The organism is Streptomyces sp. NPDC027672 (assembly GCF_055566335.1).
The window spans coordinates 64,211-88,411 of record NZ_JBVHSO010000009.1; the positions used below are offsets into that span (position 1 = coordinate 64,211).

21 protein-coding genes are annotated in these 24,201 nt (G+C 72.8%); 10 read left to right on the forward strand and 11 right to left on the reverse strand.

Annotation, left to right across the window (positions count from 1 at the left end; all coding sequences use genetic code 11):
- Positions 1-79 precede the first annotated feature (79 nt).
- The 6 genes from ACZ4SV_RS22210 (at position 80) to ACZ4SV_RS22235 (ending at position 7,852) form a co-directional block, all read left to right on the forward strand.
- Positions 80-1,081 (forward strand): hypothetical protein, encoded by a 1,002-nt coding sequence (locus tag ACZ4SV_RS22210; protein ID WP_365874295.1) that lies wholly within the window; start codon positions 80-82, stop codon positions 1,079-1,081.
- 5 nt (positions 1,082-1,086) lie between these two features.
- Positions 1,087-2,196, forward strand: a complete 1,110-nt coding sequence (chvE, locus tag ACZ4SV_RS22215) for a multiple monosaccharide ABC transporter substrate-binding protein (protein WP_365874297.1) — start codon at positions 1,087-1,089, stop codon at positions 2,194-2,196.
- 34 nt (positions 2,197-2,230) lie between these two features.
- A complete protein-coding gene (mmsA, locus tag ACZ4SV_RS22220) occupies positions 2,231-3,793 on the forward strand; it encodes a multiple monosaccharide ABC transporter ATP-binding protein (RefSeq protein ID WP_397967425.1) in 1,563 nt (520 codons plus the stop codon).
- Positions 3,790-5,034, forward strand: coding sequence for a multiple monosaccharide ABC transporter permease (mmsB, locus tag ACZ4SV_RS22225; protein ID WP_365874301.1), 1,245 nt, complete (start codon positions 3,790-3,792; stop codon positions 5,032-5,034). Before mmsA ends, mmsB begins: the two co-directional genes overlap by 4 nt.
- A gap of 26 nt (positions 5,035-5,060) precedes the next feature.
- Positions 5,061-6,209 carry an aldose epimerase family protein gene (locus tag ACZ4SV_RS22230; RefSeq protein ID WP_468006100.1) on the forward strand — a complete coding sequence of 383 codons (1,149 nt, stop codon included), beginning with the start codon at positions 5,061-5,063 and terminating at the stop codon, positions 6,207-6,209.
- A 101-nt stretch (positions 6,210-6,310) separates the two neighbouring features.
- Positions 6,311-7,852 carry a pyridoxal phosphate-dependent aminotransferase gene (locus ACZ4SV_RS22235; protein ID WP_468006101.1) on the forward strand — a complete coding sequence of 514 codons (1,542 nt, stop codon included), beginning with the start codon at positions 6,311-6,313 and terminating at the stop codon, positions 7,850-7,852.
- Positions 7,853-8,134: 282 nt separating this feature from the next.
- Here ACZ4SV_RS22235 and ACZ4SV_RS22240 read toward each other — a convergent pair whose 3' ends face one another.
- From ACZ4SV_RS22240 to ACZ4SV_RS22250, 3 genes are all read right to left on the reverse strand, one after another.
- Positions 8,135-9,091 (reverse strand): arabinan endo-1,5-alpha-L-arabinosidase, encoded by a 957-nt coding sequence (locus ACZ4SV_RS22240; protein ID WP_398217114.1) that lies wholly within the window; start codon positions 9,089-9,091, stop codon positions 8,135-8,137.
- Positions 9,092-9,257: 166 nt separating this feature from the next.
- The gene (locus tag ACZ4SV_RS22245; RefSeq protein WP_468006102.1) at positions 9,258-9,470 is read right to left on the reverse strand and encodes a hypothetical protein; all 213 of its coding nucleotides are present in this window, start codon (positions 9,468-9,470) and stop codon (positions 9,258-9,260) included.
- A 77-nt stretch (positions 9,471-9,547) separates the two neighbouring features.
- Positions 9,548-10,006: an RrF2 family transcriptional regulator gene (locus ACZ4SV_RS22250; RefSeq protein WP_365874311.1), complete on the reverse strand. Its 459-nt coding sequence runs from the start codon at positions 10,004-10,006 to the stop codon at positions 9,548-9,550.
- Positions 10,007-10,081: 75 nt separating this feature from the next.
- Between ACZ4SV_RS22250 and ACZ4SV_RS22255 the strand changes: the two genes are divergently transcribed.
- On the forward strand, positions 10,082-13,036 hold the full coding sequence (locus ACZ4SV_RS22255) for a glycoside hydrolase family 35 protein (protein WP_468006103.1): 2,955 nt from the start codon (positions 10,082-10,084) through the stop codon (positions 13,034-13,036).
- Here ACZ4SV_RS22255 and arfA read toward each other — a convergent pair whose 3' ends face one another.
- From arfA to ACZ4SV_RS22280, 5 genes are read right to left on the reverse strand one after another with little or no spacing between them, the layout of a single operon-like run.
- Entirely contained in the window at positions 13,037-14,557 is a 1,521-nt protein-coding gene (arfA, locus tag ACZ4SV_RS22260; RefSeq protein ID WP_365879254.1) for an arabinosylfuranosidase ArfA, read from the reverse strand.
- Between the two features lie 14 nt (positions 14,558-14,571).
- Positions 14,572-15,534, reverse strand: coding sequence for an arabinan endo-1,5-alpha-L-arabinosidase (locus tag ACZ4SV_RS22265; protein WP_468006104.1), 963 nt, complete (start codon positions 15,532-15,534; stop codon positions 14,572-14,574).
- 17 nt (positions 15,535-15,551) lie between these two features.
- Entirely contained in the window at positions 15,552-16,391 is an 840-nt protein-coding gene (locus tag ACZ4SV_RS22270; RefSeq protein ID WP_365879258.1) for a carbohydrate ABC transporter permease, read from the reverse strand.
- Positions 16,388-17,332, reverse strand: a complete 945-nt coding sequence (locus ACZ4SV_RS22275; protein ID WP_365879260.1) for a carbohydrate ABC transporter permease — start codon at positions 17,330-17,332, stop codon at positions 16,388-16,390. The genes ACZ4SV_RS22270 and ACZ4SV_RS22275 overlap by 4 nt, the downstream gene beginning before the upstream one ends.
- Positions 17,329-18,687 carry an extracellular solute-binding protein gene (locus ACZ4SV_RS22280; RefSeq protein ID WP_468006105.1) on the reverse strand — a complete coding sequence of 453 codons (1,359 nt, stop codon included), beginning with the start codon at positions 18,685-18,687 and terminating at the stop codon, positions 17,329-17,331. The genes ACZ4SV_RS22275 and ACZ4SV_RS22280 overlap by 4 nt, the downstream gene beginning before the upstream one ends.
- Positions 18,688-18,898: 211 nt before the next feature.
- Here ACZ4SV_RS22280 and ACZ4SV_RS22285 point away from each other — a divergent pair, with 211 nt between their 5' ends.
- Positions 18,899-19,576, forward strand: a complete 678-nt coding sequence (locus ACZ4SV_RS22285) for a toxin-antitoxin system, toxin component family protein (protein WP_468006283.1) — start codon at positions 18,899-18,901, stop codon at positions 19,574-19,576.
- Positions 19,573-20,796 carry an MAB_1171c family putative transporter gene (locus ACZ4SV_RS22290; protein WP_468006106.1) on the forward strand — a complete coding sequence of 408 codons (1,224 nt, stop codon included), beginning with the start codon at positions 19,573-19,575 and terminating at the stop codon, positions 20,794-20,796. Before ACZ4SV_RS22285 ends, ACZ4SV_RS22290 begins: the two co-directional genes overlap by 4 nt.
- A 25-nt stretch (positions 20,797-20,821) precedes the next feature.
- Here ACZ4SV_RS22290 and ACZ4SV_RS22295 read toward each other — a convergent pair whose 3' ends face one another.
- A complete protein-coding gene (locus ACZ4SV_RS22295; protein WP_365879266.1) occupies positions 20,822-21,667 on the reverse strand; it encodes an SMP-30/gluconolactonase/LRE family protein in 846 nt (281 codons plus the stop codon).
- A complete protein-coding gene (locus tag ACZ4SV_RS22300) occupies positions 21,664-22,437 on the reverse strand; it encodes an IclR family transcriptional regulator (RefSeq protein WP_468006107.1) in 774 nt (257 codons plus the stop codon). Before ACZ4SV_RS22300 ends, ACZ4SV_RS22295 begins: the two co-directional genes overlap by 4 nt.
- 151 nt (positions 22,438-22,588) lie before the next feature.
- Here ACZ4SV_RS22300 and ACZ4SV_RS22305 point away from each other — a divergent pair, with 151 nt between their 5' ends.
- Positions 22,589-23,146, forward strand: a complete 558-nt coding sequence (locus tag ACZ4SV_RS22305) for a hypothetical protein (protein ID WP_468006108.1) — start codon at positions 22,589-22,591, stop codon at positions 23,144-23,146.
- Between the two features lie 44 nt (positions 23,147-23,190).
- Here the strand turns inward: ACZ4SV_RS22305 and ACZ4SV_RS22310 are convergent, their stop codons facing one another.
- The gene (locus tag ACZ4SV_RS22310) at positions 23,191-24,072 is read right to left on the reverse strand and encodes an ATP-grasp domain-containing protein (protein WP_468006109.1); all 882 of its coding nucleotides are present in this window, start codon (positions 24,070-24,072) and stop codon (positions 23,191-23,193) included.
- Positions 24,073-24,201: the final 129 nt, after the last annotated feature.

Below are 24,201 nucleotides of genomic sequence, written 5' to 3' on the forward strand. Positions count from 1 at the left end.
CCCGGCCGGTGTACTCCAGCGCTTTGCCCTCCCCTGAGCCGCGAACCTCGTCCGATATACCGAACACGAAGGACAGCTTGTGACCGACGCTTCCGCCCCGGCAGCCCGCAGGCCCGGCGAGCAGGTGCTCGCCGCACTCGGCCTCGGCGCGCCCGCCCTCGACCCCGCCGACGCCTCCGCCCACACCTTCCCCGGCGGCGGCCGCTGGCGCACCGAGATCCCCTCGTGCGAGGGTCCCGAAGCCCTGGCGGTCGTCCTCAAGGAGGCCTCGCGCCTGGATGTGCCGATCCACCGGATCAGCCAGGGCAGCGGTGTGTGGATGCTCACCGACGCCGAGATCACCGAGATGGTGGAGGCCGCCGGCGAACGCGACATCGAGCTCTGCCTCTTCACCGGCCCGCGCGGCACCTGGGACATCGGCGGCTCGGTGCGGTCCGACTCGCGGGGGGCCGGACTGCGCGCCCGGGGCCACGACGCGGTCGCCGGCTGCCTGGAGGACGCCGTCCGGGCCACCGAACTGGGCGTCAAGTGCCTGCTCGTCGCGGACGAGGGCGTGCTGTGGACCCTGCACCGGGCGCGCACGGCCGGGATCATCCCGGCCGACACCACGCTGAAGGTCTCCGCGCTGATCGGCCCGGTCAACCCCGCCTCGTACGCCGTGTACGAGCGGCTGGGCGCCGACTCCGTCAACGTGCCCAGCGATCTGACGCTGGACCACCTCACCGAGATCCGGCGGGTGTCCGGCGCCCCGATGGACATGTACATCGAGGCACCGGACGACCTGGGCGGCTACATCCGGATGTACGAGGTCGCCGAGCTGATCCGGCGCGGCGCGCCGCTCTACCTGAAGTTCGGCCTGTCCAAGGCGCCCGGCATCTACCCGTGGGGCACGCATCTGCGGGACCTGACGCTGGACACCGCCCGGGAGCGGGTGCGGCGCGGCCGGCTCGCCCTGGACCTGCTCGCCCGGCACGGCGCGGACGGTGACATGGCGCCGCTCGGCACCCGGCTGCCCGGGCCGCTCCACCGCTTCCCCGCCGAAGTGTCCGCTCCTCTCCCCGACCAGAACGACAAGGACTGATCCCCATGCCCCACCGCAGAACCGCACTCGCCGCGACCGCCATGGCCGCCTCCCTCGCGCTCGCCCTGTCCGCCTGCGGGCGGGACAGCGCGGGCGGCAGCGAGGAGAAGCCGGGTGACGTCAAGGGCGCCACCATCGGCATCGCCATGCCGACCAAGTCCTCCGAACGCTGGATCTCCGACGGCAAGAACGTCGTCAAGGACCTTGAGGCCAAGGGCTACAAGGCGAAGCTGGTCTACGGCGAGGACGACCCGGACACCCAGGTCTCGCAGATCGAGAACCTGATCACGCAGGGCGTGAAGGGCCTGATCGTCGCGGCGATCGACAACAAGTCGCTGAACAACGTGCTCCAGGAGGCGGCGGACGCGCACATCCCCGTCATCTCCTACGACCGGCTGATCCTCGGCACCAAGAACGTCGACTACTACGCCTCGTTCGACAACGAGAAGGTCGGCACGCTCCAGGGCCAGTACATCGTGGACAAGCTGGGGCTGGGCAAGGGGGAGAAGGGCCCGTTCAACATCGAGCTGTTCGCCGGCTCCAACGACGACAACAACACCAAGTACTTCTTCGGCGGCGCCATGAAGGTGCTCCAGCCGTACATCGACAAGAAGCAGCTCGTGGTGAAGTCCGGGCAGACCCGGCTGAACCAGGTCACCACCCTGCGCTGGGACGGCACCACCGCGCAGAAGCGGATGGAGGACCTGCTCACCTCGTCGTACAAGAGCGGCCGGGTCGACGCGGTGCTCTCGCCGTACGACGGCATCTCCATCGGCATCCTGTCCGCGCTGAAGTCCGACGGCTACGGCTCGGCCGGCAAGCCGCTGCCGGTCCTCACCGGCCAGGACGCCGAGCTGGCCTCGGTGAAGTCGATCATCGCCGGGCAGCAGACGCAGACCGTCTACAAGGACCTGCGCAAGCTGGCGGAGATCGCCGCCACCATGATGGACGACTCCCTCAAGGGCAAGAAGCCGCAGGTCAACGACGCCAAGACCTACGACAACGGGGCCAAGGTCGTGCCCGCCTATCTGCTCCAGCCGGTGAGCGTCGACAAGAGCAACTACCGCAAGGTGCTGGTCGACGGCGGTTACTACACCGAGGCCGACCTGAAGTGACCCGCCCTTTTCCTACGGAGTGAAAGGCACGACCATGGCGGGACCCGTCCTGGAAATGCGCTCGATCGTCAAGACCTTTCCCGGTGTCAAGGCACTGGCGGACGTCACCCTGACCGTCCGGCAGGGCGAGGTCCACGCCATCTGCGGGGAGAACGGCGCCGGCAAGTCCACCCTGATGAAGGTGCTCTCCGGCGTCCACCCGTACGGCAGTTACGAGGGAGACATCCTCTTCGAGGGCGACCTCTGCCGGTTCCGGGACATCCGGGCGAGCGAGCAGCACGGCATCGTCATCATCCACCAGGAACTGGCGCTGGTGCCGCAGCTGTCCATCGCGGAGAACCTGTTCCTCGGCAACGAGCACGCCCGGCGCGGACGCATCGACTGGCGCGAGACCCTGCGCCACGCCACCGCGCTGCTGCGCCGGGTCGGTCTGGACGAGCACCCGGAGACCCGGGTCGCCGACATCGGCGTGGGCAAGCAGCAGCTCGTGGAGATCGCCAAGGCGCTGTCCAAGGAGGTGAAGCTGCTGATCCTGGACGAGCCGACGGCGGCTCTGAACGACGAGGACAGCGACAAGCTGCTCGGCCTGATCCTGGAGCTGAAGCACCAGGGCATCACCTCGATCATCATCTCCCACAAGCTGAACGAGATCCGCAAGGTCGCCGACTCGGTGACGATCATCCGCGACGGCCGGTCCATCGAGACCCTGGACGTGCGGGCGCCCGGGACCACCGAGGAGCGGATCATCGCCGGCATGGTCGGCCGCGACCTCGACCACCGCTTCCCCGAACGCACCCCGCACCAACCCGAGGAGGGCGCGGCACCGGCGCTGGAGATCCGCGGCTGGACCGTGTTCCACCCGGTCGACCAGGAGCGCAAGGTCGTGGACGACGTGTCGGTCCAGGTCCGCCGCGGGGAGATCGTCGGCATCGCGGGCCTGATGGGCGCCGGCCGCACCGAGCTGGCGATGAGCGTGTTCGGGCGGGCCTACGGCCGGTACGCGGGCGGCACGGTCCTCAAGGACGGCCGGGAGATCCGCACCAAGACCGTGGCGGAGGCCGTCCGGCACGGCATCGCGTACGTCACCGAGGACCGCAAGCACTACGGCCTCAACCTCATCGACACCATCAACCGGAACATCTCGCTGGCCGCGCTGCACAAGGTCGCCCGCCGGGGCGTGGTGGACGAGCACGCGGAACGGCGGGTCTCCGAGGGCTTCCGCACCTCCATGAACATCAAGGCGCCCACGGTGTTCGAGTCGGTGGGCAAGCTGTCGGGCGGCAACCAGCAGAAGGTCGTCCTCAGCAAGTGGATCTTCGCCGGGCCGGACGTGCTGATCCTGGACGAGCCGACCCGCGGCATCGACGTGGGCGCCAAGTACGAGATCTACACGGTCATCGACCGGCTGGCGGCCGAGGGCAAGGCGGTGGTCTTCATCTCCTCGGAACTGCCCGAACTGCTCGGCATGTGCGACCGCATCTACACGATGGCCGCCGGGCGGCTGACCGGTGAGGTGCCACGGTCCGAGGCCACGCAGGAAGTGCTGATGCGCCATATGACGAAAGACAAGGCGAAGGACGAAGAGGTAACACCATGAGCACGGATGTGACCGCCAAGAACCCGGCCCCCGCGCCGCCGGGCGGCAGCGGACCGGCCGCCGGCGGCGGACTGCTCGGCCTCGTGCTGACCGGTCTGCGCCGCAACATGCGCCAGTACGGCATGCTGATCGCGCTCGGCCTGATCGTGGCCCTCTTCGCGGTCTGGACCGACGGGGACCTGCTGCTGCCGCGCAACGTCTCCAACCTGGTGCTCCAGAACAGCTACATCCTGATCCTCGCGATCGGCATGATGCTGGTGATCATCGCCGGGCACATCGACCTGTCGGTCGGCTCGCTCACGGCGTTCACCGGGGCCTTCTCGGCCGTGCTGACCGTGCAGCACGGGGTGTCCTGGCCGGTCGCGCTGGTGCTGTGCCTGCTGGTGGGCGCCGTCGCGGGCGCCGTCCAGGGCTATCTGATCGCCTACCTCGGCATACCGTCCTTCATCGTCACGCTCGCCGGGATGCTGATCTTCCGCGGTCTGACCGAGATCCTGCTCAAGGGGCAGACGCTCGGCCCGTTCCCGGAGGGCCTGCAGAAGATCGGCAACGGCTTCCTGCCCGAGGCCGGTCCGAACACCAACTACCACAACCTCACCCTGCTGCTCGGACTCGTCCTGATCGCGGCCGTGGTGTGGCAGGAGTTCCAGAACCGCCGGCGCCAGCAGGAGTTCTCCCTGCACGTCGTCCCGGTCCGGCTGTTCCTGCTGAAGCTGACGGCCATGGTGGCGGCGATCCTCGTCCTCACCCTGCTGCTCGCCAGCTACAAGGGCGCCCCGATCGTGCTGATCATCCTCGGCGCGCTGGTCGTCGGCTACGGCTACGTCATGCGCAACGCGGTCTTCGGCCGGCACGTCTACGCCATCGGCGGCAACCTGCCGGCGGCCAAGCTGTCCGGTGTGAAGGACAAGCGGGTCACCTTCTACGTCTTCCTCAACATGGGCGTGCTCGCGGCCCTGGCGGGTCTGGTGGTCGCCGCCCGGCTGAACGCGGCCTCGCCGAAGGCGGGCGTCAACTTCGAACTGGAGGCGATCGCCTCCTCGTTCATCGGCGGCGCGTCCATGAGCGGCGGTGTCGGCACCGTCCTCGGCGCCATCATCGGCGGTCTCGTCCTCGGCGTGCTGAACAACGGCATGAACCTCCTCAGCGTCGGCACCGAGTGGCAGCAGGTCATCAAGGGCCTGGCCCTGCTGCTGGCGGTCGGGTTCGACGTGTGGAACAAGCGCAAGTCCGGTTCGTAGAGCGTCCAGGAAACGGAGCCGCACCCATGGAACTGAACAGACGCACGGTCATCGCGGGAGCCGCGGCGGCGGGACTCGCCGCCACCGCCCTCGGCGGTACGGCCGAGGCCGCCTCCCGCCGGGGGCCGGTCCGGGAACCCTTCGGCACGCTCGCCGACGGCACGAAGGTCCACCGCTGGTCGCTGGAGAACGGCGGCACCCGGCTGAAGGTGCTGGAGTACGGCGGCGTGGTCCAGCGGCTGGAGCTGCCCGACCGGCACGGCCGGTACGCCAACGTGGTCGCCGGCTTCGCCGACCTCGCCGACTACACGGCGAAGAGCCCCTACTTCGGGGCCCTGATCGGCCGGTACGGCAACCGCATCGGCAAGGGCCGCTTCACCCTGGACGGCACGGCCTACCAACTGTCCGTGAACGACGGCGACAACAGCCTGCACGGCGGCGCCCAGGGCTTCGACAAGCGCGTGTGGCAGGCCGAGCCGTTCACCCACGGCACGGACGTCGGCCTGCGCCTGCACTACACCAGCGCCGACGGCGAGATGGGCTACCCGGGCACGCTGCGCGCTACGGTGACGTACACCCTCACCCGGCACGGCCAGTGGCGCATCGACTACACGGCCACCACCGACAAGGCCACCATCGTCAACCTCACCAGCCACGTCTACTGGAACCTGGCCGGCGAGGGCAGCGGCACCGTCGAGGACCACGAACTGTCGATCGCCGCGTCCCGCTACACGCCCACCGACTCCGGGCTGATCCCCACCGGTGAGCTGGCCCCGGTCGCGGGCACGCCGTTCGACTTCCGGCGCGCCAAGCCGATCGGCCGGGACCTGCGGGCCGGCCACGAGCAACTGGTGGCGGCCAAGGGCTACGACCACAACTGGGTGCTGGACAAGGGGACCACGGCCGGGCCCGAGCACATCGCGACGCTGCGCGACCCGCGCTCCGGCCGCACCCTGAAGATCGCCACCGACCGGCCGGGACTGCAGTTCTACTCCGGCAACTTCCTCGACGGGACGCTCACCGGCACCGGTGGCCGCACCTACCGGCAGGGCGACGCCCTGTGCCTGGAGACGCAGTCCTTCCCGGACTCGCCGAACCACCCGCAGTTCCCGTCGACGGTGCTCCGGCCGGGGCAGACGTACCGGACGACGACGCTCCACACGTTCGGCGCGTGAGACCGCCCGCCGCACCGGCGGGCTGAACACCACGGCCGTCACCTCCGTATCCCAGGGCGGCCCGTGCTCCCCCGCACGGGCCGCCCCGAACGGAGGTCCCCTTGGCCGGCAGCGTCACCTCGTTGTTCCGCGGCGGCACCGCGCACCGCCTCCCCCGGGCGGCGCCGGCGCGGGAGGACGGCGACGGGAGCGGGCCGGTGGACTTCCGCGTCCCGGGCAACCCGTACTTCCCCACGCCCGCCCTGTTCGAGGAACTGGCGGGCCGGCTGCGCGAGATCGTCACCTGCCGCCCGGACGACGCCGGCACCGTCACCGGTGAGCTGTGCTCGCTGCTGGGGCTGCCGCCGGGGTGCGTGGCCCTGGGCAACGGCTGCACCGAGCTGATCACCTGGATCGACCACCTCCTCGTCCGCCGGTCCCTGGCCGTCCCGGTCCCCTCCTTCGGCCGCTGGACCGGCCAGGCGATGGGGACGGGCAAGCGGGTCGACATGTTCCCGCTCCAGGAGGCGAACGGCTTCGGCCTGGACCTCGCCCGGTACGCCGCTTTCCTGCGCGCCCGCGGCACCCGGGCGGCCGTGCTCTGCAACCCGAACGACCCCGACGGCGGCTTCCTGCCCCGCCGGCAGGTGGTGCGCTTCCTGGACGCCATGGCGGACCTGGACCTGGTGGTCGTCGACGAGTCGTTCCTGGAGTTCGCCGACGCCGAGGACGAGCCGAGCGTCGTCCGGGAGGCCGTGCTCCGCCCCAACGTCATCGTCCTGCGCAGCCTGGGCGAGAACCTCGGTCTGCACGGCGTCCGCTTCGGCTGCCTCGTCGCCAACCCGGCGCTCGCCGGCCACGTCCGCTCGATGCTGCCGGAGGGGAACCTCAACTCCTTCGCCGGGCCCGTGGTGGCGATGCTGAGGGAGCACGGGGCCGAGTACGCGCACAGCCTGACGCGGGTCCGCGGCGACCGCCGGGACATGACGGGCCGGCTGTCCGCGCTGCCCGGCCTCACCGTCTACCCCTCCCAGGGCAACTTCCTCTTCGTGCGCCTGCCCGTCGGCGCCGAGGGCCCGGTGGTCCGCGACCGGCTCCTCGCCGAGCACCGCGTCCTGGTCCGCGAGTGCGGCGACACGCTCGGCTCCTCCAGCCGCTTCCTGCGGCTCGCGGTGCGCCCCGGGGCCGATGTGCGCCGCCTGGTGTCCGGCCTGGAACAGGTGCTCTACGGGTCCGCGGGGAAGGCCGCCGCAGCCGCGCCGGGCACCGGCTACAGCTCGGGCACGGCGGCGGTGGACCGGCTGGTCGGCGAGACCGACGGGGCCGGGCTGCGGCTCACCCCGGCCTGCCCCGCCCCGTCCGCCGGCACCGGCGCGCCGCTCCCCGCCGAGGTGCCCCCCGCGGCCGTGCCCCCGGCGGCCGGCGGGATGCCCCTGCCCGCGGCCCGGCCGTTGCCCGCACCGGCCTGCCCGCCGCTCGCCCCGGTCCCCCTGCCACCGCCTCCGGAGGCTACGGCTCCCACGCCGCCCGGGGTACCGGCCCGGGGCGGGCTCACCGCCGCCCAGGTCCGCGGCAGGACGGCCCCGGCTCCGGCCCCCGCGACGGGCTGGCCCGGCGCCCGGAGCTGGCCGGACACGGCCGGCCCGAGCCGCGCGGCCGGCTGAGAAACGCTCCGGGCCCGTGGCCGAGGCATGGTCCGGGCGGGCGGGGGACGGTCCGGGCCGGTGGCCGGGCCACGGTCCGGGCGGGCGGCCGGGCCACAGTCCGGGCGGGCGGCCGAGGAACGCTCCGGGCCCGTGGCCGGGGCATGGTCCGGGCGGGCGGCTGGGGCACAGTCCGGGCCGGTGGCCGGCCCACGGTCCGGGCCCGTGGCCGGGGCACGGTCCGGGCGGGCGGGCGGGGGACGGTCCGGCGCGGAGTCGGGCCGAAGCGGTCTCCGGGCGTGCTCAGTAGGCCACCGGCCAGCCCGTCGACCAGTCCAGCAGGTTGACGCCCAGCTTCGGGGTGCCGCCGTCGCCGCCGTCGTAGTAGTGGTAGACGATCAGGTCGCCGTCGCTGTCGTGCAGGACGGACTGCCCGCCGGGTCCGATGACGCTGCCGTGGGACTCCAGGACCGGCGTGCCGCCGTTGTCCGTCAGGGCCACGCCGTTCTTGTCGCGGTACGGGCCGGTGACGGAGGAGGACCGGCCGACCTTCACCTTGTACGTCGAGCTGGTGCCCTGGCAGCAGACGTCGTAGGAGGCGAAGAGGTAGTAGTAGCCGCCCCGCTTGACGAGGTACGGCGCCTCGACCGCCTTGCTGCCGGTGGGCCGGGAGGCGAGCGAGTAGCGGGTGGTGTCGCCGGCGTAGCCCTTCCCGGTGGACGGGTCGATGCGGATCATCTTGATCCCGGACCACCAACTGCCGAAGGTCAGCCACCACGTGCCGTCGTCGTCCACGAAGAGGTTCGGGTCGATGGCGTTGTAGTCGCTGGCGGAGGTGGAGGTGTAGACGACGCCGTAGTCGGTCCAGGAGCCGGGCAGTCCGGTCGTCGAACCGGCCAGTCCGATCGCGGAGGTGTTCTCCCCGAACCGGGAGACGGCGTAGTACATCAGGTACTTCCCACCGTGGTACGAGATGTCCGGCGCCCACGCCTCGGACGCGTACGAGGACCACCAGGCCGGCTTGACCGTGAACGCGTCGGCCCCGGCGGTGAAGGAGACGCGGTCGGTGGAGGTCTTGTAGGCGAGGCCGCCGCCGGTGCCGTAGAGCAGGTAGCGGCCGGCGGAGGTGCGGATCATCGTCGGGTCGTGGACGACGACGCTGCCGGTGACCCTGCCCGGACCGGGGTACGCGGAGGCGGTGCCCGGGACGAGGGCGAGCAGGACGGCGGCGGGGACGGCGAGGAGTGCGGTGCGCTTCATTGCGGGCTCCCTCGATCTGGGTCGGTCCGAACGGTGGAAAGCACCGAGTGTGTACGAGATTTCGAACAATGCTCGTGACTTCGGACGGACCGTAGAAGCGAACGGTTCACCAGTCAACGGTTCTCACACGAATTCACCGGCGTCCCCGCCCACGGCGGGCCGGCGTTCAGCCGCCCTGGACACCCGCGGGGAGCAGGGCGTTCAGGGAGGTGGCCGGGTTGCCCGCCTCCAGCGAGCCGAGGAGACCCGCCAGCAGCGCCGCGCCGGGCGCGCCGGCGGACGGGACGGGCGGCGGGGCGGCGGCCGCGGCCTCGGCGGCGGGGGCGGCGGCCAGCAGCGCGGCGGCCAGGACGGAGACACGGGCGAGCTTCTTGATCATGCTCGCCTTAACGACCGGCGCCCGCCGGGGGCACGCGCCGGTCCCCCGGCCGGCCGAGCACCGCCCGCCGGGGCTCGCTACGGGTTCTCCCAGGCCGCGGGCTCCGCCGCCAGGGCCCGGACCGGTCCGGGCAGCGCGTCCGCCGCGAGGTCGGCGAGGGTGACGCCCTCCAGGATGCGGCGGACGTTCGCCCGCAGGGCGATCCACAGGGGCAGCAGCGGCCGGGCCGTGCCCGTGTAGGCGAGGCCGGTGGGGCGTTCGCCGCGCACCGACACGATGGGACCGTCGACGGCCCGGATGACGTCCGCCACGGTGACCGAGGGCGCCGGCCGCGCCAGCCGGTAGCCGCCGCCCCCGCCACGCCGGCTGTCCACGATCCCGGCCCGCCTGAGGTCGCCCAGGATGCCTTCCAGGAACTTGTGCGGGATGTCCTGCGCGGCGGCGATTTCCTCTGCCTTCACCGGGCCGTTACCCTGCCGTACGGCCAGCTCCAGTACCGCCCGTACCGCGTAATCCGCCCGTGCCGAGATCCTCATGGGTCCATTGTGGGGCGTTCCGCCATGGAGAATGGCCGGACCCGCGCCCCGTAAGCTCGCCCGGGAGGATCCACCTTGGCGCTCAGCAGACGTACCTTCAGTGCCCTGACCGGCTCCGCCGCGCTCGGGCTCGCCCTGGGCGGCAGCGGCGGCCCCGGCGCCCCTTCCGCGTACGCGGGCGGCAGCGCGCCGACCGGTCCGGCACCCGGCCCGCCGAGCGCCGACGGCGCCCGGCACACGGTCGGCTACGACCGCTACTCGCTGCTCGTGGACGGGCGGCGCCTGGTGCTGTGGTCCGGCGAGCTGCACCCCTTCCGGCTGCCGAGCCCGTCGCTGTGGCGGGACGTGCTGCAGAAGATGCGGGCGCACGGCTACAACGCCGTCAGCATCTACGTGGCCTGGAACTACCACTCCCCCGCCCCCGGCCGCTACGACTTCTCCGGCGTCCGGGACCTCGGACTGTTCCTGCGCATGGCCGCCGAGACCGGTCTGTACGTCATCCTGCGGCCGGGCCCGTACATCAACGCCGAGGTCGACGGCGGCGGCTTCCCCGGCTGGCTGACCGCGACGCGGGGCACCGCGCGGACCGACGACCCGGACTATCTGGCGCACGTCGACGAGTGGCTGACCCAGGTCGACCGCATCGCCCGCCGCCACCTGTTCACGCGCGGCGACGGCACGGTCCTGCTGTACCAGATCGAGAACGAGTACGACGCCCACGCCGGCGACGCGACCGGCCGCGCCTACATGTCCCACCTGTACCGGAAGGTCCGGTCCGACGGGATCGACGTCCCGCTGTTCCACAACGACAAGGGGCGCAACGGCTACTGGGTGCCCGGCTCGTTCGGCACCGGCGGCGAGAAGGGCGGCTGGCTGTACGGGTTCGACGGCTACCCCTCGCCGTCCCAGACCCCGCCGGACTGGGGTCACTACGGCCCCGGCGGGCCCCGGGGCGGGGCCACCGCCTCGCCGGACACGCCCGGGTTCGTGCCCGAGTTCGGCGGCGGCTGGTTCGACCCGTGGGGCGGGGCCTGGTTCGACGGCAAGGGGTACGCCGAGTCGCGGCGCACCCGGGACGCGGCCTACGAGCGCCGGTTCTACCTGACCAACCTGGCCAACGGGCTCACCCTGCACAACGTGTACATGACGTTCGGCGGGACCTCGTGGGGCTGGCTGCCCGCGCCGGTCGTCTACACGTCGTACGACTACGGCGCCGCGATCGACGAGGCCCGCAACGTCACCGACAAGATCGCCCCGATGCACCAGCTCGGCCATCTGCTCCAGCGGGTGCCCGACTTCGCCAAGCTGGACCGGGCGGCGGACGTGCGGGCCGAGGGACTGAAGGTCTACCACCTGACCAACCCGGACACCGGCGCGCATGTGTACATCGCCCGCAACGACGGCACCGAGGCGGTCACCACCAGCCTGCCGACCGAGGCCGGCCCGCTGCGCGTCACCGTGCCCGGCAAGGACGCCAAGCTGCTGACCACCGGGCTGTCGCTGGGCAGGCGGACGCTGAAGTACTCCACCGCCTCGCCCATGCTGTGCGTGAACGCGGGCCGGCAGGACATCGCCGTGTTCACGGGCCGCCGCGGCGAGATGGCGGAACTGGTGCTGGACTGCCCGGCCGAGCCGTTCGTGCAGCGGCTGGACCCGGAGGGCGGCTGGGCCTACGACCGGGGCGAGCTGCATGTGAACGCGCCGCTCGGCGAGGCCGGGCTGACCCGGGTGCTGGTGCAGAAGGGCGAGTCCGACACCCCGCTGCTGCTGCTCTTCGCCGACGACGCCACCTCCGTGCGCCTCTTCCCGTACGACACCCCGTCCGGGACCCTCCTGGTGTACGGCCCGGCGCTGCTGCGCCACGTGGAGCTGCGCGGCTCGGAGGCGCACCTGACCGGTGACCTCAAGGAGGAGACGGGGCTGGAGGTGTGGGCGCCGCGCGGGATCGACACCCTGGTGTGGAACGGGCGCCGGCTGGCCACCCGGGTCACCCTCTCGGGCAGTCTGATGACCACCGGCATGCTGCCCGGGGTGCCCGAGGTGCGGCTGCCGGAGCTGGGCGGCTGGCGGACGCGGCGGGAGAACCCGGAGGCGGGCCCGGGCTTCGACGACTCGGCGTGGAAAAAGGCCGACAAGACCTCCTCGTTCAGCACCACGGCCGTCCCCGCCGGCCGGCCGGTGCTGTTCGCCGACGACTACGGCTTCCACTACGGCGACGTCTGGTACCGCGGCAGCTTCACCGGCGCGGCCGGGCTGGAGTCGGTCTCGCTCGCCTACAGCACCGGCACCCAGGGTCTGCTGATGGCCTGGCTGGACGGCGAGCCGCTGGGCACGCACCGGATGCCGGTGCCGGACAAGGACACCACGGTCCGCCAGGGCACCTGGGCGGCGACGGCCGTCTTCCCGGTCCGCGAGCGGCTGCGCTCGCCCGGCCGGCATGTGCTGTCCGTGCTGGTCCGGCGCATGCAGCACGACCAGGACGGCAAGGCGCTGGACACGCACAAGGCGGCCCGCGGGCTGACGTCGGTCGCCTTCGGGGGCGCCTCGCCGCAGGTGCGGTGGCGCATCCAGGGCGAGGGCCCCGCCGATCCGGTGCGCGGGCCGCTGAACAACGGCGGCCTGTACGGCGAGCGGCACGGCTGGCACCTGCCCGGCTTCCGGGACCGGGACTGGGAGCGGGCGGACTTCCCGCGCGCGGAGCGGTACCAGGGCGTGACCTGGTACCGGACCACGTTCCGGCTGTCGGTGCCGGCCGACGTCGACGCCTCGGTCGGGCTGACCCTGGACGACGACCCGTACCGTGCCTACCGCGCCCAGATCTTCCTCAACGGCTGGAACCTGGGCCAGTACATCAACGACGTCGGTCCGCAGCACACCTTCGTGCTGCCGAACGGCATCCTGCGCACCCGGGGCACCAACACCCTGGCGCTGGCGGTCCTGTCGGAGTTCACCACGCTGTCGGGCCCCGGGTCGGTCCGGCTGGCGCTGCTCGGCACGGCGGCCGGCGGGGTGCCGGTCCGGCCGGTGTGATCAGGCGAGCCGGATCACGTTCCAGGACAGCGGCTCCAGTACGGCGGTGAGGGTGCCGTCCGCCAGGGCGGTGCCCTCGACCGGGTGCGGGGTGACGCGTGCGGGGTCGGCCAGGGTGTTGCGGGCGTCGGGGTCGGCGTCCGCGAGGGCGGTGTGCTCGGTGACGGCGGTCAGCTCCAGTCCGTGGAGCGCGACTTCGAGGGGCAGCGGCTCGGTGCGGCCGCGGTTGACCGCGAACACGGTGACCGTGCCGTCGGCGGCGCGCACGGCGGTGGCGTGCAGCAGGTCCGTCTCGCCGTACTTCTGCGTCTGGTACGTCGGCGAGTCCACGCGGACGTCCAGCACCTGGCCCCGGCCGTACCGGGACGCCTGCGCGAACGGGTAGAACGTGGTCTGCCGCCAGGCCGGGCCGCCCGGCTCGGTCATGATCGGGGCGATGACGTTGACGAGCTGGGCGAGGCAGGCGACGGTGACCCGGTCGGCGTGGCGCAGCAGGGCGATGAGGAGCGAGCCGAAGACGACCGCGTCCGTGACGCTGTAGCTGTCCTCCAGCAGCCGCGGGGCCTCGGGCCAGTCGGCGCGCTCCAGGGTGCGGGCGTACTCCTCCCAGCGGGAGAGGTACCAGACGTTCCACTCGTCGAAGGAGAGGTTGATCTTCTTGTCGGACTTCAGCCTGGCGCCCACGTGGTCGGCGGTCGCGACCACGTTCTCGATGAAGGACTCCATGTCGACGGCCGAGGCGAGGAAGGAGTCCACGTCGCCGTCGACGGGCTCGTAGTAGGCGTGCAGCGAGATGTAGTCGACCAGGTCGTACGCCTCCCGCAGGACCGTCGCCTCCCACTCGGCGAAGGTGGGCATGGCCTGGCTGGAGGAGCCGCAGGCGACCAGTTCGACGGACGGGTCGATCTGCCGCATGGCGCGGGCGGTCTCGGCGGCGATCCGGCCGTACTCCTCGGCCGTCTTGTGGCCGGTCTGCCAGGGGCCGTCCATCTCGTTGCCGAGGCACCAGAGCCTGATCCCGTAGGGCTCCTTGTCGCCGTGGGCGGCACGCAGGTCGGACAGGGCGGTGCCGGCCGGGTGGTTGGCGTACTCCTGGAGTTCCAGGGCCTCCGCGACGCCCCGCGTGCCGAGGTTGACGGCCATCATGGGCTCGGCCTCGGGGCCGATCTTCTTCAGGAACGCGAGGTACTCGGACAGGCCGAAGCGGTTGGACTCCGTCGAGTGCCAGGCGAGGTCGAGGCGGCGGGGACGCTCCTGGACCGGGCCGACGGAGTCCTCCCACTTGTAGCCGGAGACGAAGTTGCCGCCGGGGTAGCGGATGGCGGTGACGCCGAGTTCGCGGACCAGTTCCAGGACGTCGGTGCGCAGTCCCTCGGCGTCCGCCGCGGGGTGGCCGGGCTCGAAGATCCCGGTGTAGACGCAGCGGCCGAGGTGTTCCACGAAGGAACCGAAGAGGCGGGGGTTCACCTCGCCCACGGTGAAGGCCGGGTCGAGGGTGAAGCGGGCGGTGCTCTTGCTCATGGGATCCTTCCGGGTCAGTTCAGGACGGGCCGGCCCGCGCGCCACCGGAGCTGGTTGAGGCCCAGCTTCGGGGTGCCGCCGTCGGCCTTGTCGTAGTAGTGGTAGGCGAGCCAGGTCGTGCCGTGGGCGCGGAAGACGGATTCGCCGCCGGGGCCCGCGAAGCGGCCGTGGCCGGCCAGGAGGAGGTCGCCGCCGCCGTCGAGCATCGGGGTGCCGGTGCTGTCGGTGTACGGGCCCGTCACCGAGGCCGAGCGGCCCACGCGGATCTTGTAGGTGGAGTCCGCGCCGGCGCAGCAGGCGTCGTAGGAGGCGAAGAGGTAGTAGTAGCCGCCGTGGCGGACGATCGCGGGGCCCTCCACGGCGTACGGGGCGTCCGGGCGGGTCGCCAGGTGGTGGACCGGGGCGCCGGGGAGCGCCTTGCCGGTCCTCGGGTCCAGTTCGGTCATGCGGATGCCCGTCCAGTACGAGCCGAACGCCAGCCACAGTCTGCCGTCGGCCCGGATGACCGCGGGGTCGATGGCGTTCCAGGAATCGCTGGTGCCGGAGGTGAACGCCGGGCCGTGGTCGGTCCAGGTGCCGGGCAGTCCGGTGGGCGAGGTGGCGACGCCGATCGCGGAGTGGTTGGTGCCCCAGGAGGAGACGGCGTAGTAGAGCCAGTAGCGGCCGTCGCGGTAGCCGAGGTCGGGGGCCCAGGGGTCGGCGGTGGCGCTGTAGTCGTACCACCAGGCGGGCGGGGTGGCGAAGGCGTCGCCCGCGTCCGTCCAGTGGCGCAGGTCGGTGGAGAGGCGGGCGCCGAGGACGCCGCCGGTGGAGTAGGCGACGTACCGGCCGTCCCCCAGCCGGTGGACGGTGGGATCGTGGACGATCTGCTGTCCGGTCAGGGGCAGCGGGTCGGGGTAGGCGGTGTCCGCCGACGCGGTGGCCGGGAGCAGGGCCAGGGCGGCGGCCGCCAGGACGGCGGCGAGTCTGCGCAGCACGCGGTGGTCTCCTCGGGTCACTGGCCGGCCAGGCCGGTGTGGGCGACGCCCCGCACGATCTGGCTCTGGAAGAAGACGAAGACGATGATCAGCGGCAGTCCGGCGACGAGGCCGCCGGCCATGAGCTGGGGCCAGACGATGCCGAAGGCGTTCTGCACGGTGGCGATGCCGTTGGGCATGGTCATCAGGTCCGGGTTGTTGGTCACCATGTACGGCCACAGGAAGTTGTTCCAGGACGCGATGAAGGTGAAGATCCCGACCGCGGAGAGCGAGGGCTTGGACAGCGGCAGGACGATGGTGAAGAAGATGCGCCAGCGGCCGGCGCCGTCGATGAACGCGGCCTCCTCCAGCTCCCGGGGCAGGCCCTGGAAGAACTTGTAGAGGATGTAGACCATCGCGGCCGGGGCGCACTGCGGCAGGATCATGCCCCAGTAGGTGTCGACCATGCCGAGCGACTGCACGGTGGTGAACAGCGGCACGCCGAGGATCGCCGGGGAGAACATCAGGCCGGCCATGGTCAGGCCCAGGAGGGCGTTCTTGCCGCGGAACTCCGTGCGGGCGAAGCCGTATCCGGCGAGGGAGGCGACCAGCAGGACGATCACCGTGACGCAGACGGAGACGACCACGGAGTTGACGAACCAGTTGGGGATGTTCCCCGCCTCGATCACCTTCTTCCACGCGTCGAAGGTGACGTGGCGGGGGATCCAGTGCGGCGAGGTGACGGATTCCGCCGGGGTCTTCAGGGAGGTGGACAGGGCCCAGGCCAGCGGGGCGATCCAGAGCAGGGACAGGGCCGCGGCCACGGCCGTGAGGGCGATCTGGGCGGGGGTCCAGCGGCGGTCGGAGCGGGTGGTCATCGGGTGGCCTCCTCGCGGTTCTTGAGCAGCCACATCCGGGCGAGGGCCACGGCGGCGACGATGACGAACAGGACGAAGGAGATCGCGGAGGCGTAGCCCACGCGGTAGCTGGTGAAGCCCTCTTCGAGGGTGTACTGCACGAAGGTGCGGGTCGACTCCTCCGGGCCCGGGCCGAACTGGTACATCACCACCGCCTGGTCGAAGACCTGGAGCGAGGCGAGGACCTGGAGGGCGATCACCAGGCCGGTGATGGAGCGCAGGTGGGGCACGGTGATGTGCAGCATCCGCTGGAAGGCGTTGGCGCCGTCCAGTTGTGCGGCCTCGTAGAGGTGCTGCGGGATGTTCTGGAGGGCGGCCAGGTAGAGCAGGAAGGAGAAGCCGACCGTCCACCACAGGGTGGCGACGACGACGGCGAGCAGGGCCGTGGACTTCTGGGTGAGCCAGGGGGTGTCGAGGCCGAGGACGTGGTTGACCATGCCGTTGGTGGGCTGGAACAGCCACCACCACAGGTTGCCGACGACGGCCGAGGGCAGCAGGAACGGCGCGAAGAAGCACAGCCGCCACAGCCAGGTGAAGTGCAGGGTGTGGTGGGCGATGAGCGCCATCAGCAGGGCCGCCACGACGATGAGCGGGACGACCCAGAGCGTGAACTGCGCGCTGTGCCACAGCGAGTCCCACACCAGCGGGTCCCGCAGGGCCTCGCGGTAGTTGGCCAGGCCGACGAAGCCGGTGTGGTCGCCGGAGATGTTGGCGTCGGTGAAGCTGAGGTACAGGCCGCGGACCACGGGCAGCAGGACGAAGAGCCCGTAGAGCACGAAGAACGGGGCGACGAACCAGCCGCCGTGCTGGAGGCGGCGGCTCCAGCGCAGCCGGGCGGAGCCGGCGTCGGTGGCGGCGCGCGGGCGGGCCGTGCCGGCCGTGGTGAGGGCGGTGCTGCTCATGCGGCGGCTCCCGTCAGTTCCTGGGCGGCGGTGCGGCCGGTCATCGGGTTCTTCGCCGCGAGCAGCCGCTCCAGCTTGGACTTCATCCGGCGGGCGGCCTGGGCCGGGGCGGTGGAGCCGAGGTTGGAGGAGGCGATGACGGGGCCGAGGCGCTGGGCGAGGATGCCGGTGGAGCCGGCGAACCAGATGTGCGGCTCGTTGGCCTGGTGGTCCATGGCGGGCCGGGAGTACTCGTTCTGCGGGGCCAGTTCGAGGTAGGCAGGGTCCTTGAAGGTGGGCAGGTAGGCGGGGACGTGGCCGCCGTGGGCCCAGGTGGTGGCGTGGGTGACCATGTAGGCGGCGAGCCGGTACGCGCCCTCGTCGGCGGCGCCGCCCCGGCCGGCCTGGTGGGGCAGGACGAAGGAGTGGGACTCGGCGTGGGTGGCCGGGGTGCCGAACACCGGGGGCAGCGGCTGGGCGCCGTAGTCGATCTTCTCGCCGTTGAAGTAGGGCACCGACCAGTTGCCCTCCCAGGTGAAGGGCGAGCCGGCGAGGAAGGCCTCGGAGTCGCTCTCGCCCGGTTTCACGTAGCCGTCGGTGACGTGCTTGCGGAAGAACTCCAGCACCTCGGTGGCCTTGCCGGTGTCGAAGGTGACGCGGGTCTGGCCGGCGTCGAAGTAGGTCCCGCCGAGCTGGTGGTAGAAGGCGACGAAGAACCACCAGCAGAAGTTCTGGTCGTTGGTGTGCAGGCCGAGGGTCTGCCGGCCGTCCCCGAGCCGCTTCTTCGCCTCCTTCAGCAGGGCGAACCAGTCGTCGGTGGAGGTGGCGGCGGGCAGCCGGCCGGCGGAGTCGAGCAGTCCGGCCTTCGCGCAGACGTCCTTGCGGTAGAAGCAGAGCTGGACGTGGATGTCCAGGGGCAGGGCGTAGAGCTTGCCGTCGACGATGCCGCGCTTCCAGAGCACCGGGTTGAAGTCGGCCTCGCGGACGCCGTACTCGGCGAGCAGCCCGGTGTCCCACGGGTCGAGGAGGCGGCCGGGCGCGAAGCCGGGGATGCGGCCCTGGTGCATGACGGCGAGGTCGGGGGCGCGGTTGCCGGCGGCGGCCATGGCCAGCTTGGTGTAGTACGGGCCGCCCCAGGTGAGGGTGGAGTCCTTCACGGCGATGCCGGGGTGCTCCGCGCGGAAGGCGTCGACCATGGCGACCTGGTTGGCGCCGTCACCGCCCTGGAAGAGGTTCCAGTAGCGCACCCGGGTGCGGGCGCCGGCGGCGAGCGCGTCGGCCCCGCTGCCGAGGGCCGCGAAGCCGAAGGCGGCCGCCGTCGCCAATCCGCCCGCGGCCCCGAGAAGTTGCCTGCGATTCAGGCCAGGTCGTCCCATCCCTTGCCCCCACGTTCGATATATCGAATGCTGCTCGTAACTTCGAACGGGACCGTAGATTCGAAGCGCCCGCGCGTCAATGGGTTGGACGAAGTCCGTAGATCGTTTTCCTTTGAACGACGCCCGGATAAGGCATGACGCGGGCACGTGCGGACGCGTACCCTCGGACCCAGCCGTGACCGGGCGGGACCAGGCGGAGAAGAGGGTGCGGATGGGCATCGCGGGCGTGCGACAGCGGGCTTCCGGGCTCGCCTCACGACTGCTGCGGCCCCGCCCCGGCCCGGCGATGCGCTCGCTGTCCGACCGGCTCGCCGCCGCCGTCCGCGCCCGGCCCGAACCGCCCGACGACGTACGGCAGTTGTGCCACGCGCTGTGCGAGGAGATGACCGCGCTGCGCGCCGGGCGGCCGGTGGAGCTGCGGTTCGAGCGGTTCCCGGACGAGATCGAGGTCACCGGGCTGTGGGTCGAGTTCGCCGACTTCGACCTGGTCATCGTGGAGGAGCGGGCCGAGGCCGTGCAGCAACTGGTCATCCTGGGACACGAACTGTGGCACCTGCACGCCGGGCACCGGCACCACCACCTCGCCGGTGACGCGGCGGCCCGCGCCCTCGCCGACGCGCCCGGCTGGCGGGAGGCGGCCCTGACCGTGGCCGCCCGCGACGGCTCCCGGGAGACCGACGAGGCCGAGGCCGACGACTTCGGGCACCGGCTGGCCACCCTGTTCCGCGGCCACCTGGACACCCCCCGGAGCGGCCCGCCGGACCCCGTGCAGCGCTCCCTGGGCTACCGCGGACGCGAACGGGCGGGTCGGCCGGGCGGGCGCGGCACACCGGCGGCCGGCGGCCCCGCGGCCCGCCGGCCGTCCGGGCGGGAGGGAGCCGAGCGGTGACCCCGCCGGCGCACAGCCCCCCGGCCTTCCTCGGCGGGTTCCACGTCTCCTTCTGGATCCCCACCGCCGTGCTCGCCGCCGCCCTGGCGATCAAACTGCCCTCGATCATCCGGCTGTGGCGGGACCCGCTGCTGCGCGCGGTCGGGGCGCTGCTGCTGCTCGCCTGCGCGGTGTTCGTCTCCTGCGCCCCGTCCGCCATCGCCCTGGCCAACCGGCTGACCGGCGTGCCCAACCTCGCGGCGCCCTGGTGCTACTCGCTGGTCACCGCGTTCGGCGGCTGCTCCCTGGTGCTCATCATCACCTGGCGCAACGGCCCCTCCGGCCGCCCGGCCGGCACCCGCCGCGCCCGGCGCTGGGTGATCTCGGTGTACTCCGCCGTGATCGTCGCCCTGTGGGTGCTGTTCGCGCTCGCCGACGCGCCGGTGGAGCGGCTGCGGGACCTGGACACCTACTACGCCGGCACGCCGTTCATGCGCGAGGAGATCCTGCTCTACCTCGTGGCGCACGCCGCGGCCTGCCTGCTCACCTTCCGGCTGATCCGCGCCTGGGTGCGCGCCGGGCACCTGGACGCCTGGCTGCGCCGGGGCCTGCGGCTGCTGGGCGCGGGCTACGCGCTCAGCCTGGGCTTCGCCGCGGCCAAGCTGGCCGCCGTCACCGCGCGCTGGTGCGGGCGGGACGCGGACTGGCTGAGCACCGGCCTCGCGCCGCCCGTCGCCGCCCTCGCCGCCGTCCTGCTGGCCGCCGGCTTCATCCTGCCGCACGCCGGCCAGTACCTGCGCGACCGCTGGCGGGTCCGGCTCGCCCTGCGGGAACTGCGGCCGCTGTACCGGCTGTTGCGCGGCGCGTGCGGCGGGGGGCCGCCGTTCGCGCTGCGCGCCACGCCCGAACTGCGGCTCACCCGGCGCGAGACGTTCATCCGGGACGTGCTGCTGCCGCTGGCCCGGCGTATGGACGCCGGGCTGTGCGGACGCGCCTACGACGCCGCGCTCGGCCTCGGCCATCCGCCCGAGCGGGCCCGGGCGCTGGCCGGCGCGGTGTGCGTGCTGGAGGCGGTGGAGACGGCGTGCCGCACGCCGGGTGCCGCCGCGCTCGGCGCCGGGGCCGACACCACGGATCTGCTCCGCGAGATCGGCCCGGTGTCGCGGGCGCTGCGCCGGGCGGCCGACGTCGAGGCGGTGCGGGCGCGGGTGGGCAGGGTGCCGGCGGAGGTGCGGGGCTGACCGCCGTGCCCCGGCCGGCGGCCGGTCAGCCCGCGAACGCCGGTTGCGGCAGGCCCTTGCCGGCGCCCGGCACCACCAGCAGGGAGCCCGCCAGGGGGTCGGGGGCGGCCAGGCCGGTGCGGGCCGTGGTGATGTAGAGGTCGGTCAGGTCCGGCCCGCCGAACGCGCAGGCCGTCGTGCGCGGGGTGGGCAGGGCGATCACCCGGTCCAGCTCGCCGTCGGGCGTGTAGCGGCGGACCGCCCCGCCGTCCCACAGCGCCACCCACACACAGCCGTCCGCGTCGACCGTCAGGCCGTCCGGATAGCCCGCGCCCTCCTCGATCTCCACCAGCGGGCGGCGGTCGCGGACGGCGCCGGCGTCGTGGTCGAAGACGTCCACGCGGCGCGTCGGGGTGTCGGTGTAGTACATGAGGCGGCCGTCGGGGCTCCAGCCGGTGCCGTTGCTGACCGTGACGTCGGACAGCACCGTCCGCGCGGTGCCGTCCCCGGTCAGCCGGGCCAGCGTGCCGCCGCCGGCCGCCTCGTCGTAGCGCATGGTGCCCGCCCACAGGGAGCCGTCCGGGGCCACCGCGGCGTCGTTCCCGCGGCGGCCCGCGACCGGCTCGTGGCGCAGCCAGCGGAACGTGCCGTCCGGGTCCAGCAGGCCGACGCCGTCCCGCAGGTTCAGCACCAGGCCGCCGCCGGCGCGGGGCTTGGCCGCGCCGACGTGCTGGGGTGTGGTGCGGACCGTGCGGCGGCCGGTCACCGGGTCGTAGGTGTGCAGCCGCATGCCCAGGATGTCCAGCCAGAGCAGCCGGCCCGTCGCCGGGTCCCAGGTCGGGCCCTCGCCGAGCGTCGCCTCCGCCCGCACCGCCACCTCGTACGCCGTCATGCCGCGCTCCTGTATCCCAGCCGCTCCGACAGGTCCGCCGCGCCCTTCGCCGCCAGTTGCTCCAGCTCGGCCCGGCGCTCCTCGCTCCAGCGAATCATAGGGACGGAGATGGACAGCGCGGCCACGACCCGGCCGGTGCGGTCGCGGACCGGTGCGGCGACGCAGGAGACGTCGGGGTTGGACTCGCGGTTCTCGACCGCGATCCCGCGCTGCCGGATCTCCGTCAGGGCCTCGCGCAGCCTGGCGGGCGTGGTGATGCTGTTCGGGGTCATCGCGGCCAGCGCGCTCCCGTCGGGGATCCGGGCGGTCAGCTCGGGCTCGGGCAGCGAGGCCAGCAGCATCTTGCCGACGGAGGTGCAGTGGGCGGGCAGCCGGCGGCCGGCCGCGGAGACCATGCGGACGGCGTGGGTGGAGTCCACCTTGGCGATGTAGATGACGTCGGTGCCCTCCAGGATCGCCACGTGGACGGTCTCGTCGCAGGTCTCGGCGACCGAGCGGGCCACCTGCTGGCCCTCGGCGGCGAGGTCGAGCTGCTCGGCGTAGCGGCTGCCGAGTTGGTACGGGCGCACGCCGAGCCGGTACCGTCCGGGCTGGCCGGGCACCTGCACGATGTACGACCGTGCGGCGAGCGTGGTGACCAGCTCGTGCACGGTGGTGCGCGGCAGCCGGAGCCTGCGCACGATGTCCGGGGCGGAGAGCGTCCCGTCCCCGTCGAGGAACAGCTCCAGAATGTCGAGAGCCCGGGTCACGGCAGGCACGAGGCGTCCCACGTCCGGCCCCCTCCCTTGGGTTAGGCGCCCGTTCGCGATCCCGGCCGTCGAGACGTTCGAGATTTCAACAGGCGATCGGCATGACGAACACAGGCTAGTCAGGGAAGGTGACGCGGGCAATGGCCAGGGCGGGCCGGGCACCATGGACGCCATGGATCTGGACTTCCAACTGGTGCTGCTGCGCCGCATGGCCGACCACAACGCGGACCTCGTCGAGGACGCCCGGCGCCGGCTCGGCGCGTCGGCCGCGGACATGCGGGAGGCCAACAAGCGGTGGCAGGCGATGGTCCGCTCGCCGCGGGCCCGGGGCGCCGCCGCGCGGTACCGGTCCGTCCTCGGCGCACCGGAGTCCGTCGTGCCCCGGCGCCTGGGCGACCTGGACTGCGAGGCCCGGTACTGGGCGCTGCCGCTCTGGCCGGACCTGCGCCTGGAGGTGCTGGCCGGGCCGGACGGCGGGGTGTGGAACGCGTGGCTGGTGCGGGCGCCGGGCGCGCCGGCCCCGCGCCTGCGCACCCTGGAGGACCTGACCCCCTGGTCCTGCACGGTGGACGAGGCCGCCCGCGCCTTCGCCCCCGCCCGGCCGCTCCAGGGCACCGCGCCCACCCGGTGGGGGCTGGCCCTGACCGCGCCGGACCGGGACGGCGTACGGCGCGAGGTGGTCGCCGAGTTCACCTGGGGGCTGCTCCAGCGGACGGCCGTCGTCGGCTGAGCCGGGCCCGCGGGGCGCCGGACGCCCGCGCCCCGCGCCCGCGGTCACGGCCGGGTGGTCCGCGCGGCCGTCAGGATCGCCTCCACGACCCGCGGCAGGGAGTCCGGGTGCAGCCACAGGAACAGGTTCGGCTCGACCAGTTCCAGTTCCATCAGGCGGGGTGCGCCGTCGTCGCCGTCGACCAGGTCCACGCGCGCGTACAGCAGTCCGGAGGAGCCCGGCACGGCCGCCAACGCCTTCTCGGCGACGGCGAGTTCGGCCTCCGTCGGCTGCCAGGGCGCCAGGGCGGGGTGGGCGACCTTGGGGGCGTCGTACGGCGTGCCGGGGGTCAGGACGGCGCCCTTGCGGCTGGCGTGCAGCAGCCGGCCGCCGAAGAACTGCAGCGCCCGCTCGCCGCGCACGTCGACGCCCGGCAGGTACGGCTGCACCATCGCGGTGAGGCCCTCGGCGTGCATCCGGGCGAGCTGCCGTAGCGCGGTGGCGTGTTCGGCGGGCGTGTAGCGGGCCGCGAACCGGGCGCCCGCGCCCGAGGCCGGCTTGACGACGAACTCGTGACCGGCGGGCAGCACGGCCGCCTCGCCGGGCGCTATGTAGCGGGTCGGGACCGTGGGCACGCCGGCCGCCGCCAGCTCGCCGAGGTAGCGCTTGTCGGCGTTCCAGCGCACCACGGAGGCCGGGTTGGCCAGCCGGGTCAGCGTCCCGGTCCGCTCCACCCAGGCGGTGAACTCGGCGGCCCGCCAGCTGTAGTCCCAGGTGGAGCGGATGACCACGAGGTCGTATCCGCCCCAGTCCGCCGCCGGGTCGTCCCAGTACCGGGCCTCCGCCTCGGCGCCGGCCTCCCCGAGCGCCCGCACCAGCAGGGGCAGATCGGTGTCCTTGCTCGGCCCGGAGCCGGGATCGTAGGTGGCGAGGGCGATACGGGGCACGGCGGACTCCCTGTCGTACGCGGGTTCGATGGGCGGTGCGGGGCGAGGCTAACAAGCGCGGCGCCGGCCGCCGCGCCGTGGCCGCCCCCGGCGCTGCCCGCCGCGGCCCCGCCGCCGGGCGGGGAGCCC

Coding starts and splice junctions, on each gene's coding strand:
- chvE (WP_365874297.1), top strand. CDS start 1,087: ATGCCCCACCGCAGAACCGCACTCGCCGCGACCGCCATGGCCGCCTCC.
- mmsA (WP_397967425.1), top strand. CDS start 2,231: ATGGCGGGACCCGTCCTGGAAATGCGCTCGATCGTCAAGACCTTTCCC.
- mmsB (WP_365874301.1), top strand. CDS start 3,790: ATGAGCACGGATGTGACCGCCAAGAACCCGGCCCCCGCGCCGCCGGGC.
- ACZ4SV_RS22230 (WP_468006100.1), top strand. CDS start 5,061: ATGGAACTGAACAGACGCACGGTCATCGCGGGAGCCGCGGCGGCGGGA.
- ACZ4SV_RS22240 (WP_398217114.1), bottom strand. CDS start 9,091: ATGAAGCGCACCGCACTCCTCGCCGTCCCCGCCGCCGTCCTGCTCGCC.
- ACZ4SV_RS22245 (WP_468006102.1), bottom strand. CDS start 9,470: ATGATCAAGAAGCTCGCCCGTGTCTCCGTCCTGGCCGCCGCGCTGCTG.
- ACZ4SV_RS22250 (WP_365874311.1), bottom strand. CDS start 10,006: ATGAGGATCTCGGCACGGGCGGATTACGCGGTACGGGCGGTACTGGAG.
- arfA (WP_365879254.1), bottom strand. CDS start 14,557: ATGAGCAAGAGCACCGCCCGCTTCACCCTCGACCCGGCCTTCACCGTG.
- ACZ4SV_RS22270 (WP_365879258.1), bottom strand. CDS start 16,391: ATGACCACCCGCTCCGACCGCCGCTGGACCCCCGCCCAGATCGCCCTC.
- ACZ4SV_RS22275 (WP_365879260.1), bottom strand. CDS start 17,332: ATGAGCAGCACCGCCCTCACCACGGCCGGCACGGCCCGCCCGCGCGCC.
- ACZ4SV_RS22280 (WP_468006105.1), bottom strand. CDS start 18,687: ATGGGACGACCTGGCCTGAATCGCAGGCAACTTCTCGGGGCCGCGGGC.
- ACZ4SV_RS22285 (WP_468006283.1), top strand. CDS start 18,899: ATGGGCATCGCGGGCGTGCGACAGCGGGCTTCCGGGCTCGCCTCACGA.
- ACZ4SV_RS22295 (WP_365879266.1), bottom strand. CDS start 21,667: ATGACGGCGTACGAGGTGGCGGTGCGGGCGGAGGCGACGCTCGGCGAG.
- ACZ4SV_RS22305 (WP_468006108.1), top strand. CDS start 22,589: ATGGATCTGGACTTCCAACTGGTGCTGCTGCGCCGCATGGCCGACCAC.